This window comes from Shewanella goraebulensis, assembly GCF_030252245.1.
GTDB classification, from domain to species: domain Bacteria; phylum Pseudomonadota; class Gammaproteobacteria; order Enterobacterales; family Shewanellaceae; genus Shewanella; species Shewanella goraebulensis.
In genome coordinates, this window is sequence record NZ_CP126972.1 from 4,052,536 (window position 1) to 4,067,078 (window position 14,543).

General features: G+C 40.8%; 14 protein-coding genes. 10 read left to right on the top strand and 4 right to left on the bottom strand.

The features are described from left to right. Nucleotides 1–30 precede the first annotated feature (30 nt). Together QPX86_RS17110 and QPX86_RS17115 are read left to right on the top strand one after the other, a co-directional pair. The gene (locus QPX86_RS17110) at nt 31–1,506 is read left to right on the top strand and encodes a M16 family metallopeptidase (RefSeq protein WP_285163300.1); all 1,476 of its coding nucleotides are present in this window, start codon (nt 31–33) and stop codon (nt 1,504–1,506) included. After that, nucleotides 1,506–3,119, top strand: a complete 1,614-nt coding sequence (locus tag QPX86_RS17115) for a M16 family metallopeptidase (RefSeq protein ID WP_285163301.1) — start codon at nt 1,506–1,508, stop codon at nt 3,117–3,119. The genes QPX86_RS17110 and QPX86_RS17115 overlap by 1 nt, the downstream gene beginning before the upstream one ends. Nucleotides 3,120–3,228: 109 nt before the next feature. On the opposite strand, the gene QPX86_RS17120 is transcribed toward QPX86_RS17115, so the two are convergent. Together QPX86_RS17120 and nrfA are read right to left on the bottom strand one after the other, a co-directional pair. Next, nucleotides 3,229–3,660: a GFA family protein gene (locus tag QPX86_RS17120; protein WP_285163302.1), complete on the bottom strand. Its 432-nt coding sequence runs from the start codon at nt 3,658–3,660 to the stop codon at nt 3,229–3,231. Nucleotides 3,661–3,777: 117 nt separating this feature from the next. Then, a complete protein-coding gene (gene nrfA, locus QPX86_RS17125; RefSeq protein WP_220755147.1) occupies nt 3,778–5,172 on the bottom strand; it encodes an ammonia-forming nitrite reductase cytochrome c552 subunit in 1,395 nt (464 codons plus the stop codon). A 250-nt stretch (nt 5,173–5,422) separates the two neighbouring features. On the opposite strand from nrfA, the gene narQ reads away from it, so the two are divergent. Together narQ and QPX86_RS17135 are read left to right on the top strand one after the other, a co-directional pair. Beyond that, nucleotides 5,423–7,159: a nitrate/nitrite two-component system sensor histidine kinase NarQ gene (narQ, locus tag QPX86_RS17130; protein WP_285163303.1), complete on the top strand. Its 1,737-nt coding sequence runs from the start codon at nt 5,423–5,425 to the stop codon at nt 7,157–7,159. Then, entirely contained in the window at nt 7,152–7,781 is a 630-nt protein-coding gene (locus QPX86_RS17135) for a response regulator (protein ID WP_153915030.1), read from the top strand. The genes narQ and QPX86_RS17135 overlap by 8 nt, the downstream gene beginning before the upstream one ends. 148 nt (nt 7,782–7,929) lie before the next feature. On the opposite strand, the gene QPX86_RS17140 is transcribed toward QPX86_RS17135, so the two are convergent. Next, on the bottom strand, nt 7,930–8,301 hold the full coding sequence (locus QPX86_RS17140; RefSeq protein ID WP_220755145.1) for a YacL family protein: 372 nt from the start codon (nt 8,299–8,301) through the stop codon (nt 7,930–7,932). 262 nt (nt 8,302–8,563) lie between these two features. On the opposite strand from QPX86_RS17140, the gene QPX86_RS17145 reads away from it, so the two are divergent. Continuing rightward, nucleotides 8,564–9,532, top strand: a complete 969-nt coding sequence (locus QPX86_RS17145; protein WP_220755144.1) for a zinc transporter ZntB — start codon at nt 8,564–8,566, stop codon at nt 9,530–9,532. Nucleotides 9,533–9,661: 129 nt separating this feature from the next. On the opposite strand, the gene fkpA is transcribed toward QPX86_RS17145, so the two are convergent. Then, on the bottom strand, nt 9,662–10,420 hold the full coding sequence (gene fkpA / locus QPX86_RS17150; protein ID WP_220755143.1) for an FKBP-type peptidyl-prolyl cis-trans isomerase: 759 nt from the start codon (nt 10,418–10,420) through the stop codon (nt 9,662–9,664). A gap of 149 nt (nt 10,421–10,569) precedes the next feature. Here fkpA and QPX86_RS17155 point away from each other — a divergent pair, with 149 nt between their 5' ends. The 5 genes from QPX86_RS17155 (at nt 10,570) to lpoB (ending at nt 14,437) form a co-directional block, all read left to right on the top strand. Next, complete coding sequence (locus tag QPX86_RS17155; protein WP_285163304.1) at nt 10,570–11,535, top strand: WD40 repeat domain-containing protein; 966 nt, start codon at nt 10,570–10,572, stop codon at nt 11,533–11,535. 36 nt (nt 11,536–11,571) lie between these two features. Further along, a complete protein-coding gene (locus QPX86_RS17160; RefSeq protein ID WP_153915038.1) occupies nt 11,572–11,784 on the top strand; it encodes a SlyX family protein in 213 nt (70 codons plus the stop codon). Nucleotides 11,785–11,871: 87 nt separating this feature from the next. Further along, nucleotides 11,872–12,444 (top strand): peptide deformylase, encoded by a 573-nt coding sequence (def, locus tag QPX86_RS17165; protein ID WP_220755141.1) that lies wholly within the window; start codon nt 11,872–11,874, stop codon nt 12,442–12,444. Next, the gene (locus QPX86_RS17170; protein WP_285163305.1) at nt 12,437–13,804 is read left to right on the top strand and encodes a COG3014 family protein; all 1,368 of its coding nucleotides are present in this window, start codon (nt 12,437–12,439) and stop codon (nt 13,802–13,804) included. The genes def and QPX86_RS17170 overlap by 8 nt, the downstream gene beginning before the upstream one ends. A 39-nt stretch (nt 13,805–13,843) precedes the next feature. Beyond that, complete coding sequence (gene lpoB, locus QPX86_RS17175; protein ID WP_220755139.1) at nt 13,844–14,437, top strand: penicillin-binding protein activator LpoB; 594 nt, start codon at nt 13,844–13,846, stop codon at nt 14,435–14,437. Nucleotides 14,438–14,543: the final 106 nt, after the last annotated feature.

The following is a 14,543-nucleotide window of genomic DNA, read 5'->3' on the forward strand; positions in this document are numbered from 1 at the left end:
TCTTATTAATGAGGAAGTTTGAAAACGGTTATGGATAAAAGCATCGCTTGCCTAAACACCAATTTTCAGAAAAGCAGCCTAGTCTCAGTTTTGTTTTTAAACAGTATATTTGTATTAGCAGTGAGTTTACTTCCATTTAACTCACATGCATTTCAATGCGATCTAAAGCCTCAATTTGAACAACTCCGACAGATTGAACAACAAATAAGCCTTAATGAGCTCGATAACGGCATGATTGTTAGGCAAGTTAATCGACCGCTACAATCTACAGTGGCAATTGCCAGTCAATTTAATGTGGGTTCTCGCAATGAAACTGAGGGGCAAACAGGTTATGCCCATTTATTTGAGCACCTCTTGTTCAAAGGCAGCGAGAATGCGCCCAAAGATAGCTACCCTCAACAAATGAGTGCCATTGGTGCTCGCTTTAATGCCAGCACTCACTTCGACTATACCAATTATTATTTAACCATCCCTGCGCAGGCATTGGAGTTAAGCTTATTTCTTGAGTCAGACCGATTTATTCGCCCAGTTTTATCTCAAACTACTGTTAAAAACCAGCAAGGAGCAGTACTTGAGGAAATGGCCACTACCATAGATAACCAGCCCTACCTTCGCCCTGCGATGGAGTTTTTATTATCCCAAGTAGCTGAGAGCCCTTATGCCCATGCCATTATTGGCAGTAAGGCAGATGTCATCAGTGCAACCCCCATTGAACTTGAGCAATTTCATCAGCGCTACTACCGCCCCGATGCAATGCAACTGTCATTAGTGGGTAAACTAGAAAGTGATTCACTTCAAACCGTTAAGCAGTATTTTGCCGACTGGCAAGCCCCTAATCATTCTCAAGATACGTTCACATCTATTGCAGTAACCCCAATGGCAATTAAAACTGAAATAGTGGATGGGCGTGGCCCTTGGCCTGCATTACTCATGGCTTGGCACACTGTAGGCAGGAACCATCCCGACTATGAGGCCATTAACCTGTTACAAAATCACTTATTTCAGAATCTCAAAAGTGCACTCGCATCCAACACATTAGAAAACCCACCGCAAATGCTCAGCTACTCCATTCCCTTGACCATGGAAAATCATGGTGTGACCAACCTTGTATTGGTGCCCAGAGCAAATACTTCCTTAAATGAATTACAAGAGTTGGTAGCATCCTTGTTTAATGAAGTAATGCAGACAGGTATTAATGAACAGGCTTTGTGCGGTTTAAAAGCTGCCGCCATTAATAAAGCTCAGCAGCACTATACCAATAGTCAGTCCTTAGCTAAATTTCTCTCAAACACCTCAGTTCGAGATAAGTACCATCCTATAACACAGCCTTGGCAACGAACCGAAGCAGTCTCATCTGCTGATATTCAGCGAGTCACAAAGCAGTACTTCATCGATAAAGCCGTTAGAGTAGATCTGCTTCCGCCTTGGTACATTCGTTGGGGGAAAGCCTTGTTAGAAATCATGCCACAAGGATTTGCGAACTCATTAGAAAGGTGGGCGCTATAGTGGTCATTGCGATAAAGAAATATCAGATCAGCATATTGTTGAGCTTTAGTTTTGTAATACTAGGCTGTCAGCACTCGCCAATTAACTTTACTGATGCGCAGCCTCCTAACTTACCTGAGTTTACAGTCCTTGAGCAGGCCCCTAGTTTACAGCCGTTAACAGCATCAATTTCAGCACAACATAGTATTGAACCCACAAGCGTTAAACTCAGTGAGATTTTCACCACTCACACATGGCCTATAAAAAATGCGGCGACAAATAGCCACAGCCTTAACCGTATTTATTTTATCGGACTCTCGGCTACTGCTTCTCTTGAAAACCCTGACGTGCTTATTGAGGCTTTTTCCCAGCGCCTTAGTGAACTTGCTAATCAACAGCACTTACCGGAGATCTCAGCTTGCTATAATAGCATTCGATTTAGAGCAAGCCTTCACAGTATTACCACCACGATGCAGTGCTCACAACCAATTGAAAATATGTTGCCACTCATCTTGGGCTTCTGGGATATTGAATCACTTAGTCATATCAATATCGAAACAGTTCAACGAAATTTAAATCTCAATAAGCATATTGGTGCATTTACAGGCTCTGAAATAGATAAAGCATTCCGCAACCAATTACTCGGAAAGCAGCACCCATATAACCTTAATATTGCTAATCAAGAGTTAGTAAAAGCATTAGATGAGCCTGAACGTTTATCGCAATTACATCGCTCAACACGTGACAAAATGCAGTGGCATTTATTTAGTGCCACTGCTGATAATAGTGACACTCATAACCTTAGTAGCTCTCATAACCTTAGTAGCAATATGACCAGAGAAATAACATGGCCTAGTTGGTTGATGCAAAATAACAGTCACCACAGTGCCCATAATGGCCAAAGGGGATCGGGGAATGATTCAACACTACACGAAAGCCCTAACGCAGACCCAGACTCACGCTCCAAACTTAATCAAAAGCAAACCATCTATCTAATCGATGCTCCAGATACGGTGCAAACTCAAGTACGATTAGGCTTCATAACAGATAATAAAAAGCAATCACACTCCCTTCTGTCACCACCCCAAGCCACACTTGATAGCAGCTTAGGCTGTAAAACTATTGCGCCTTTACTTGGTAGAAGTTACACCGGAAGACTGTTCTATGATTTACGAGAAACCCGTGGATTAACCTATGGCATTTACGGTCGTTGTATTGATGCACCATTAAGCCAATATCTGTACTTTTATGGCAACACAGCATTAGAAAACTCAGGGGCATTTATAAAAGGGATAGTGGATCACACTCAATTAATAACTCAACAAACTGTTAGTCAGACCGAAATTGATGCCGTTGCTACATATTTAATGGGTCAACGTCAGCTTTCAATGGATAATACCTTTGGCAGAGAAAGTGATTACATACGTAACTTGTTATCTGGCAAATCAGCCATTCAAGCACAGCAGCAAGTCAATGCGATAAACTCATTAACCCCTGAACAATTAAGGCAACTCTCTATCGAAACGTTATCGAGCGTTCCAACGATTGTGCTTCGTGGTGATGCTGATAAAATCTCCCAGGACATTAATGAAAAACTACCGAATTGGAAAATAGAACGCATTTCAGCAAACTAGCTATATCACATCCTTGTACTCAGCTTTCCATATTTCTGAGCTTATCTACGTCTTCTATACTTGGCTGCAGGCTCAGCTATAAGTTTGGTTGCAAGTTAGATATCAAAAACTAAGTGATCCTTTCTTGCTCATAGCGATTGCAGTCATCAGTAATCGTTAACCACGATACTTGGTTTGCGGTATAAATATGGTAGTTAGGTTTAATTAAGCTAGGGTTATCTAAAGAGCCAATCGTGAGGGTAAAGTAGTCTGGGTATCGGGTATCTCGAAAACTTAAATTACAGCCACATTGCTTGCAAAATCCACGTCTAACATAGTCAGATGACATGTATTCAGTCACCTCGCCTTTTACCCAGATAACTTGCTCAATTTTAAAGTCCATCCAAGCTTGAAATACGGCACCAGATGACTTTTGACACTGTTTGCAATGACAGTAATCGGCATCAAATGGTTCAGCAGTTAGTTGGTATCTCACCGCACCACATAAACAACCACCTTCAAGCAATAATGAGTCATGTGTATTGGCCGCTTGTTTACCCATGTCAATTCCTTCGCTATTTTAATCAAAGTGATATTATTCTATATAAATGAGAGGCAAAAAAAAGCCCTCAACAGAGGGCTTTTACGTGGAGTGCTCTTATCAAAATAACAATCTTACTTAGTAAGTTGCTTCGCGCTTTTCAGCTTCAGCATCCCACTTAGGAGCAAGTTCTTTTAAGAATCTTTGCTTATCAGCATTCATCTTATCCATGTCCATACCTAGTGCTTCCTGAGCTTTCTCTTTAGTAGAGATATCAGGGATAGCGACTGGCATTTTCACGCCTTTAGCTGCAAGAAGTTGAGCAAGTTTGATACGTGCATCAGCAGCTTTATCAACCGCGCCACCTAAAATACGTAATGCTTCAGCAGGAGCATGTGCAGCAACACCGTGAGATGCAGTTGCAAAGTCCCAACGCCACTGGCTGTGACGGATATCCATTAGGATAGGTTCCATTTCAGCTTCAGTAGCACCCGCTTCCCAAGCTGCGCCAGCTTCGAAGTGAGCGTGTACAAGTTGAGTCTCAGCTCTTAGCTTTATTTCTGTAACACTTTTTTGATTCGCATGTGTTACTTCCATCATGAACTCTTTCGTTTTGCCTTCATGACAAGTTGCACAAGTTTCGTCGAAACGATCAAATGGGTTACCCACTTTATGGTCTGTGAACTTACCTTTACCATTTGCTTTAGCAACGCGTGGCATGTGACAGTCAGTACAACTTACGTTGTTCTTACCGTGCATACCTTGCATCCAAGTTTCATAACCAGGATGTTGAGCTTTTAGCATTGGTGTTTTAGAAATCGCGTGAGTCCAATCGGCAAATTTAATGGCATCGTAGTAAACTTCCATATCTTCAACAGTAGTACCGTTGTCCCATGGGAATTTCACGTAACCTTTACGATCAGCAGTTTTCTCGAAGTAGTATTCAACGTGACATTGACCACAAACCATAGATTGCTTGTCTTTACGAGATGCTTTATCAAATGGCTTATCAATTGCTTCTAGAGCGCGGTCAACATATGGACGAGAAATACGTAATTTTGGTGAACCTTTTTCATGACAATCGCCACAACCTAAAGAGTTCACGATTTCAGCTCCGCCTTTAGACCATTTACCTTTGAAGTAACCGTCTTCGCCTTGCTCTTCAATCATACGAGGTACATCAGGGCTTTTACAGCTCCAACATGCCATAGGCATTGGGCCATCATCTGGTCCAGTTGGTGCACCAGTACGTAATGTATTACGTAAGTCAGTCACTGTATAATGGTGACCACGTGCCTTGTTATAATCTTTAGCAAAGCCGTAACCTGCCCATAACACAACAAGGTTTGGATCTTCGGCTAACACATCAACAATTTCATCACTTTCTGATGTAGCGTGCCAAGTTTCGTATTGCAGTTTATACTTATCTTTGTAAACTTCATTACGTGGTTCAGTTTTATCGCTAGCCATCGCACTAGACATCATAAAGCTGGTTGCCATCAATGCGCTAAGCGCAACAACTTTTCCTTTCATTTTCATCACCGTTCATCTCCGTGTTACATTTTATTTTAAATATTCACGACATCTCCATGAACAAACTTATCCATTTAAGGTTTAATTAAGAATACCCCTTTATGAGTATTGAACAATAAGCTTGCGCTAGATCAACATGTTAACATGTTGTACATCACGTTTTTGATTATCTGTTAACATAATACAGCAATCACTAATGTAAAATGTGGCAATTATGACCATTAAAAAACAGACTAAAGTTGGAATTAATATGACCAAAAGAGGCAGCCTTACCTCCACTATTCTAAGACTAATGTTAGTCCTAATTTTCATTTCTTCCAGCTTAGCTGTGTATTCAATTATCAATCTGACATTTAGTATCGGTGATGCTAGAGCGATCAATGCCTCTGGCTCACTCCGAATGCAGAGTTATCGTTTAAAATTATATTTAGAACGTGATGAGCAGCTGCTGAATGAGAAAATAAATCAGTTTGAAACAACCCTTCACTCTGAAGCATTAGAGCGCTCGTTAACTTGGTATAGCCCACAAGATTTAACCCAGCAATATTTGTTGGTTGTCGAAAAATGGGGGCAAATGCGAACCTTCATCGAAACTGAACGAGGACCAGCGTATTCAGCCTCTTTAAAAGACTTTGTCGATACCATCGATTTATTAGTATTAGAAATGGAACGTTTTGCAGCCCTAAAGCTTAGGGTATTAGTGATAGGTCAAATCATCGGTTTATTTTTAATGTTAATAGTTGCAACAGCAGCAACTCGCTATACCCGTAAAAGAATGGTTGAGCCTATACTCCAATTGATGGATGTGGCTAACTCCATTTCTAAGGGCAAATTCAAGGTTGACGTACCACAAACAGAATATATTGAGCTGCATGCATTAGGTGAAGCCTTTAAAAAAACCGCTTCTGAGCTTGATACCCTTTATCAAGACCTAGAAGGCCAAGTGAATGAAAAAACCATTGCACTCACTCGCGCTAATAATGAGCTGAGCTTTTTATATGAAAACCTGATTCGATTACATGCTGATACTTTAGACTATAAAGCTCTGAGCGCAGCATTAACCCAAATTCAGCAATTTGAAGACTTAGATTATGTCCGCTTGGTAATCGAACACGATGACGAGACTATAGATAGTATTGAAGCCGATAACGGCTGGTTAGATTCAAATGCTGTCAACTCTGAACAAGCAGCAGTCACTCCAGTTAAGTTTAACTTACAACTTGAAGACAAAAACTTAGGCTATCTTGAGGTCATTTCACTTAAACCGTTAAACAACATGTTGTTTGTTAACTTCGCCATGATGTTGACTCGCTCTATTGTTATTCACAACGCAACAGAAGAGAGACAGCAGCTAGCATTAATGGAAGAACGTGCTGTGATTGCCAGAGAATTGCATGACTCATTAGGGCAATTGCTATCTTATTTAAAAATCCAAGTCAGCTTGCTGCGTAAAAAAATCGAACCTAGCTGCATGACCCAAGATGTAGAAACGCAATTAATTGATATTAATGATGGTGTGAGCACCGCTTACGGCCAACTACGCGAACTCTTATCCACCTTCAGGTTAACCATTAAAGATCCCAATTTAGGCCAAGCAATTGAAGTGATGTTAGCGCAATTGCGTAAACAGACTGGAATCATAATTGAGTTAAACTACCAACTCTCGCCTCACCTGCTCGCAGCTAAGCAACACATTCATGTTTTACAGTTAACACGTGAAGCAACCATTAATGCAATTAAACATGCAAAACCTTCACGAATAGAAATTGATTGTTTTTTGGCAGATTCTGATATGATACATATTAATATCAAGGATGATGGTATTGGCGTGTCGCATTTAAAAGAGCGAGATCAGCATTTCGGTATCGGGATCATGTACGAGCGTGCAACTAAACTGCATGGCACAGTCAAGTTTGATAATAATCCGCAGGGCGGCACAACGGTCTCCCTCGTATTTCCACCCCAGCAGGAGCCTTTAAATGGGTAAACCTTATTCAGTATTAGTAGTAGATGACCACCCACTACTTAGACGTGGTATTTGTCAGTTAATAACCTCAGATGGCGATTTTAGACTATTTGGTGAAGCAGGAACCGGTTTAGATGCACTGACAGCAATTGGCGAAGATGAGCCAGATATTATCTTGCTCGATTTAAACATGAAAGGCATGTCTGGCTTAGACACCTTGAATGCCATGCGCCAAGAAGGTGTTACAGCACGAATCGTTATTTTAACGGTATCCGATGCTAAACAAGACGTGATCCGTCTATTACGCGCTGGCGCTGATGGATACCTTTTGAAAGACACTGAGCCTGATTTATTACTAGAACAACTTAAAAAGGCCATGCTAGGCCATCGAGTGATCAGTGATGAAGTTGAAGAGTACATCTATGAGCTTAAAAATGCTGATAATGATGAAACTTGGATTGCGTCATTAACACCACGTGAATTGCAGATTCTAAAAGAGTTAGCAGAAGGTAAGAGTAATCGCGTTGTCGCTGAAGCGCTGCATATCAGTGAAGGAACCGTAAAAGTTCACGTGAAAAACTTACTTCGTAAAGCCAACGCAAAATCACGAACTGAAATGGCTGTAAGGTATTTAAACCACTAGTCAGTATCAAAACAAAATACTCAGTGCAAAAAAGGCGACTCATTATGAGGCGCCTTTTTAGTTTATAAACTGATACCGTGCTATTTATAAGCTTCACACTTCAGCTTTTAAGCCTGAGACTTGAAGCCTGATTTTTAACGCTAGACGCTTAACGTTTACCGATAAACTCCATCCAGCTTTTAAGTGCTGTTTCAAAATCTTCTAAACCGCAAAATGCTTCAGACTCTGCATCATACATACTCATTGACTCTTCTAAGTCAAAGTCTTCATCAAAATCGATCGCAATGGCAAATACCCTAACCTGCTCACTGTCTATCGCTAACGCTAAATCATGACTTTGCATTAACCAATCATTTTGTTTGTTAGCTCTGATTATCTCAATTTGCTGCAAAATATTATTACATTGCTCAATATCATTACCCAATCGCTCGGCAAAAAAGCGGCCTAAAATAGCATGTTCCATACTAAACTCAGCAAATAAGGTGCCGTCTAAGCTGTTACGGCGAAACTCGTATTCCATGATAAAACTCAAAAATAGGCTTTATCTTATTTTAACCGAAGTTAGCTCAAACTGCGCAGTTACAGTGAGTAAATAATGAAAATGTTGCACAAGAACAAAATAACCGTCAATAATATCTTTAATGCTGCTATTGCTAAGCTTGATAGTCAGGATGACTGAATTTATAACTAGGGCCTGTTGCTCTAAAAACACAAAACCAATCACGCACATCTCATAGAACAGTAGGTTAAGTGTGCCCCATCAATTGCAAGTCAGGACTTATATGGATACAGGTTTTATTTATTGCTTACTCTTGTCAGGCCCTAATGCAGGCCAAAGCATTCCACACTCTGAGCTAGAACAGTGGCAAGCTGAAGATGGATTATTATGGGTTCATCTGCGCTACAGCAATCAAGAAGCGAGAAAGTGGGTTATTGATGCCCAATTACCACCAACTGAAACCGATACCCTACTGGCAGAGCATACTCGACCACGCACATTAAGCTCGCAAAACGGGGTATTAATGGCCCTGCGCGGGATTAATCTGAACCCTAACTCAGCTCCAGAAGACATGGTTTCGATGCGTATTTTTGCTCAGCAGCATCGAATCATTTCGACCTGTGAGCGCCAGCTACAGTCCGTCAAAGACATTGCCGAACAAATTATGTCTAAGCCAAACAGTATTGATTCAAGTGCCGACTTTTTGGTGTCACTGTGCGAACGCTTAACCCATAGAAAAATGGAGTTAATCCACAATCTCGAAGATCAACTAGACGATTTGGACGATCAAATTACTGCGCCAATCAGTTCCTCTCTTCGCTTGGATATTGCTGAACTCAGAAAACAAACTGTCACCTTAAGGCGTTATTTTTCGCCACAAAGAGATGCGTTATCACGGTTATTAAATGACGGGCATGTGCTATTTAACACTGAGCATAAATTACGGATCCGCGAAATAAACGAGACCTTAATCAGAGTCATTGAAGATTTAGATGCAGTGCGAGATAGAGCCAGCGTAACTCAAGAGCAACTTCAATCACAGCAATCAGAACAACTCAACAAGCGCTTATATTTCCTGTCGCTTATTTCAGCTATTTTCTTACCGTTGGGTTTTTTAACCGGTTTACTCGGGGTCAACATCGGCGGCATTCCTGGCACAGAAAGCAGCTGGGCTTTTGCCATATTCAGCGGGGGATTAACCCTACTCGTTGGAATTCAAATGTGGTTATTTTATCGCTTAAAGTGGCTATAAACTGGTGTTTTGATTTAACCTCTCAAAAAAATTTTATTAAATTTTATTTACATTTTATCTTCAGCCACAAAAAAGGACGCTTTCGCGTCCTTTTTAATCGATTATCCCTTCAAGGGATAACTCAACACATTACTGAGCAGCAGGTGCTTCTTCAACTTGTGCTTTCTCAATAGACAGTAATTCAACTTCAAATACTAAGGTTGAATTAGCTGGAATAGTACCAGTATCACGTTCACCGTATGCAAGCTCAGAAGGGATAACGAACTTGTACTTAGCACCGATAGGCATTAATTGAACACCTTCAGTCCAACCAGGAATAACACGGTTTAATGGGAACTTAGCTGGCTCACCACGACTGTATGAGCTATCAAACTCAGTACCGTCGATTAGTGTACCTTTGTAGTGTACTTCAACAGTATCTTCAGCAACTGGCATATCGCCTGCACCAGCTTCTAATACTTCATACTGTAAACCAGACTCAGTTGTTACAACGCCTTCTTTAGCTTTGTTGGTTTCAAGGAATTTCTTACCTTCTTCAACAGCTTGGCTTGCTAATAACTCAGCTTGCTCTGCACGTTTTTCACTTAATTTAACGTCTAAACCTTGAAGAACAGTTTGCATTTCTTCTTCTGTTAAATCTAAAGTATCAGCTAAACCATCGCTGAATCCTTGGATAACTAAAGTACGGTCAACAGCAAAACCTAAGTCTTCTTGTTCGGTAATATGACCAGCCATATAACGGCCAATAGAGCCACCAACACTGTAAGCTTCTTTTTGCGCGTCAGTTGTTAGCTCAACTTTCTTTGCCACGACTTCTTGTTCTTGGTTACATGCAGTAAGACCAACAACAGCCAATGCAACTAACGATAATTTGTAAATAGATTTCATTAAAGCTTCCTCAGCGTCCTATAGCGGTTACAATAACCTGTAGGTAAAAAAATTGTATATATTTGGCCACTTTATACTAATTAAAGTGTTTCTTGCAATGGCCTGAATAATAACACTGGCTTTCAGACAACTTTTATAGGAGCAAGTTCATGTTTCGACTAATTACGCTGATATTGTGTATTTGCCCCCTTACTGCTTGCCAACCTGCGGCCGAAAAAGTGTTTCGTGTCACTAATGACTCAAGCTACAGCGCGAGCTTGTCTGAAGACGCTCAACTGGCTTTGGTTAGCACTGCAAGTAACGGCGTTCAACTGTGGGATCTCAGCCAAGCTGCTTTAAAATACCGCTGGCAACATAGCGCTGATTCAAATGCCACTGACAATAATGTGTTCGATACAGCGCTCTCTGCAAATGCACAATACGCCGCAACATTAACGACGGATTCTTTAGCTATTTGGGATGTCGCCACAGGTAAATCTGTCGGTTGGTGGTCACTACCAGCATCTGCGCAATCTGTCGCCATTGCCAATAATGCCCAAACTTTAGTGGGGTTAGTCGACGGGTCTGTTATGTCATTTTCACCAGAAAAAAGCTTAATTAAGTTTTTAGGCCACCAAGAGCGGGTTTCTAGCGTGTCTATCTCGGCAAATGGTCAACTCGCATTAAGCGGCTCCAATGATGGTTCCGTAATCCTGTGGCAAGCTCAAACAGGCCAACCTGTTCACCAATGGCAACTAGAGTCGCGCATTGGTAAAGTCAATTTAAGCCAAAACGGTAAACTCAGTTTTGCCAGTGATATCACTGGTAATGGTGCAATTTATCACAGCGATACTGGTGACACATTATCAACATTAGCCATAAATCGTCGCCAAATGACCTTCAGCAGTGCTCGCTTTATTGAGCAAGATAAAATCCTCATAACAGGCTCGCCATCAAAAGAAATCATTTTATGGCAAACCCAAACAGGTAAAAAGCTGGCTAATAGACAAATTCAGTTAACTAAAAACAGTCAAAATAGAGGTGCCGTTGTATACTCTATTGCAAGTGATGCCCAGCAACAGATTGTAAGCATCAGTAATCAAGGTTTAGTAGAGTCATGGGGCCGATTACCTTAGGTGTAATCGATGATTCCATGACTGTGAGAGGAAATAATGCAAGACATGCAACAAAAGATTGATGATTTAGAAATGAAAGTGGCGTTTCAAGAAAGTACCCTTGAAGACCTTAACCAAGAAGTGATTAAATTAAATGACTTAGTGGCTTTTCAGCAACATCAAATGTCATTAATCGTCAATAAACTACAAGCTATCGAACCAAGTAACATGGCGACACAGTCCGAAGAAACACCACCGCCACATTATTAAATGTTCGATGAAGTAATATTTGCTACATTATTCAATAATAAATAGTCTTATAGATAGATTATTAGCCGTTAAGCATTAAGGAACCCTATGCCAGCAAGTGACATAATGACAATCGCCCAATCTGGTGAAGCGATTTTAAATCGCCAAACACAGACAGTCATTACATTTGATCAAGCTCTGGTTCAGCTTAGCGACAATATGATAGCAACTATGACAGCTGCAAATGGTGTGGGGATCGCTGCTCCACAAGTTTTTAGTGATTTATCCATATTTATTATGCATTCAAGGCCTAATGAACGTTATCCAAATGCTCCTGAGACATCAGCTACAGTGGTCATAAATCCACAAATTATTGCTTGTTCTGAAGAAATGGAACTTGGCATGGAAGGCTGTTTATCTATCGCAGGTAGACGTGTTGAAGTACTCAGACACAAAACGGTTAATGTGCAATATCAAAACATTCATGGTGACGTAATCCAGCAACAACTGACCGACTTTGTTGCTCGTATTTTTCAGCATGAATTTGATCACTTACAGGGAATAACTTTGCTCGAAAGGATACACATGGCAAATCAATCGCCATCTGCCGATCAAATAGTCACTTCGCAAGGCTTTATACCCAACGACAGCCAACACTTCAAGGTATTGGCTGATGAATAAACTGCTTAGTATCGGGTTAATCTGTTTCAGCCTAACAGGCTGTGCTTATAACAGCGTTTTAATTAATTACCCGTCGCAAATTGCACCGATTAAACAGCAATTAGCGAGCCCAACACCAACAGCCAAACTTTCTGAACTAGCAGGTCAAATCGATACTAATGACGGTCTACTCTACGCTCAAGAAGCAGGCCGAGTAGCACAAGTATCAGGTGATTTTGAAACCAGTAAAACCTATTATCAACAAGCTATACGTGCCTATAAAGACTTTGATGATAGAGCCACTATTAGTGCTTCAGATTTAACGGCAACTGCCAGCAGTTTAGTATTAAATGACAATGCTATCCCTTATCGCGGTCCAGGCTACGAACGTATCATGGTGCATCAGTACCAAGCCTTTAACTATTTATTTTCTGGTGATGCACAAGGCGCATTAGTTGAGGTTCGCCGTAGTAATCAGCTACAAAGCAGCGAACAAGCCCGCTACCAGAAGTCTCAAAAATCAGTTCGAGCTATGGCCAACGGCACAATAGATGCTGAGGTAAATAAACTCGGTCAAGCAACGGGTACTGTCACCAGCTCATTTTTAAACGCTTATAGTTATTACACAACTGGATTACTGCATGAGCTTTTAGGCGAACCCAATGATGCTTATATTGATTACCGTAAAGCGGCGCAGATAACACCAAATAATAAATACTTGCAACAAGACTTAGTCCGCCTTGCTAAACAATTATCAATGCCGCAATACGATGAGTTTAAACGTCGTTGGGGCGATGCTGTATTACCTAAAAAGGGCCAAGGCCAAGTGGTGATGGTGGTCGAGAAAGGATTTGTTCCTGAGAAACAAAGTTTAACTGTACCTTTTACCATTGATGGCAATTGGCAGACTGTTTCACTAGCAACATATCAGCCACACCGCCAAGTTATCCAACCTTCAAGTATTCAAGGTCTGGGAACAGTGTTAAAAGCGGAACCAATCGCTAATATTGATGCCTTAGCTATTAATGCATTAAAAGAAGATTTACCCGCAGCCTTGGTGCGCCAAGCAGCACGAGTCTATACTAAGTCAGAAATGACTCGCAGTGTAGAAAGTGGAAGTAAGCGTCGAAATAACGAAACTGATGCTGCTGCTATTTTGATGCAAATTTTTAATGTAGTGACAGAGCAAGCAGATAGACGTAGCTGGCTTACATTACCAAGACAGGCACAGATTGCCCGCCAATATATTGAACCTGGCGAGTATCAAATCCGTTTAGGCAACAGTCCTGCTGCCAAGATTGATGTAAAACCTAATCGTGCAACATTAATTTGGGTAATAGAGACTGGCAATCAAACCCGTTTTTATTCAATAATTATTTAACTCGACTATTTATAAGTCATATTCAACATGGAACTTACTATGAAACATTTTAAACTGATTTTTGTTTTAGCCGCTGTTATCGGGCTATCAGCTTGTCAATCTAAGGTTGAGTATGGCGATGCAACTGAAGTAGAAACCGTTAACGAAAACTTTGGTTCAACTGACTTACAAGCCATCGCCGCTAAAATGGTCGACAGCATGCTGACCTTCCCACCTGTTATCGTAATGACACAGAACGATCGCCCTATTATCTTTGTTGATAAAATCAAAAACAAAACCTCAGAACATATTGATACAGAATCAGTCACTGACTCTATTAGCAACAAGTTACTACGTTCAGGTAAATTCCGCTTTATCGACATGACTAAAGTTGACTCAGTACGTAAGCAACTAGACTACCAAAACAATGCTGGTATGGTTGACCCATCAACAGCTATCAAGTTTGGTCGCCAAGTCGGTGCTCAGTACATGCTTTACGGCAACCTTTCTAGTATCGTGAAACAAGATGGCAGTACTAAAGACGTTTACTACAAAATGACTATGCGTCTTATGGATTTAGAAACAGGCCTAATCGAATGGTCTGACGAAAAAGAAATCCGCAAAGTTAAATCTAAGTCTTTCTTAGGCCTATAAGCCTCTGATAAAATTGAATTAGCCGACCTCGAGTCGGCTTTTTTATAACTGTAAACAATCGTCATTGAATGAAATATCTGTACCAAAAACAATAATAAATTTTTAG

Excerpts from the sequence above, each read along its gene's own strand:
- QPX86_RS17160 (WP_153915038.1), top strand. The coding sequence starts at position 11,572 with ATGCAAGACATGCAACAAAAGATTGATGATTTAGAAATGAAAGTGGCG.
- QPX86_RS17120 (WP_285163302.1), bottom strand. The coding sequence starts at position 3,660 with ATGGGTAAACAAGCGGCCAATACACATGACTCATTATTGCTTGAAGGT.
- QPX86_RS17170 (WP_285163305.1), top strand. The coding sequence starts at position 12,437 with ATGAATAAACTGCTTAGTATCGGGTTAATCTGTTTCAGCCTAACAGGC.
- QPX86_RS17140 (WP_220755145.1), bottom strand. The coding sequence starts at position 8,301 with ATGGAATACGAGTTTCGCCGTAACAGCTTAGACGGCACCTTATTTGCT.
- narQ (WP_285163303.1), top strand. The coding sequence starts at position 5,423 with ATGACCAAAAGAGGCAGCCTTACCTCCACTATTCTAAGACTAATGTTA.
- QPX86_RS17135 (WP_153915030.1), top strand. The coding sequence starts at position 7,152 with ATGGGTAAACCTTATTCAGTATTAGTAGTAGATGACCACCCACTACTT.
- lpoB (WP_220755139.1), top strand. The coding sequence starts at position 13,844 with ATGAAACATTTTAAACTGATTTTTGTTTTAGCCGCTGTTATCGGGCTA.
- QPX86_RS17155 (WP_285163304.1), top strand. The coding sequence starts at position 10,570 with ATGTTTCGACTAATTACGCTGATATTGTGTATTTGCCCCCTTACTGCT.
- QPX86_RS17145 (WP_220755144.1), top strand. The coding sequence starts at position 8,564 with ATGGATACAGGTTTTATTTATTGCTTACTCTTGTCAGGCCCTAATGCA.
- QPX86_RS17110 (WP_285163300.1), top strand. The coding sequence starts at position 31 with ATGGATAAAAGCATCGCTTGCCTAAACACCAATTTTCAGAAAAGCAGC.
- fkpA (WP_220755143.1), bottom strand. The coding sequence starts at position 10,420 with ATGAAATCTATTTACAAATTATCGTTAGTTGCATTGGCTGTTGTTGGT.
- nrfA (WP_220755147.1), bottom strand. The coding sequence starts at position 5,172 with ATGAAAGGAAAAGTTGTTGCGCTTAGCGCATTGATGGCAACCAGCTTT.
- def (WP_220755141.1), top strand. The coding sequence starts at position 11,872 with ATGCCAGCAAGTGACATAATGACAATCGCCCAATCTGGTGAAGCGATT.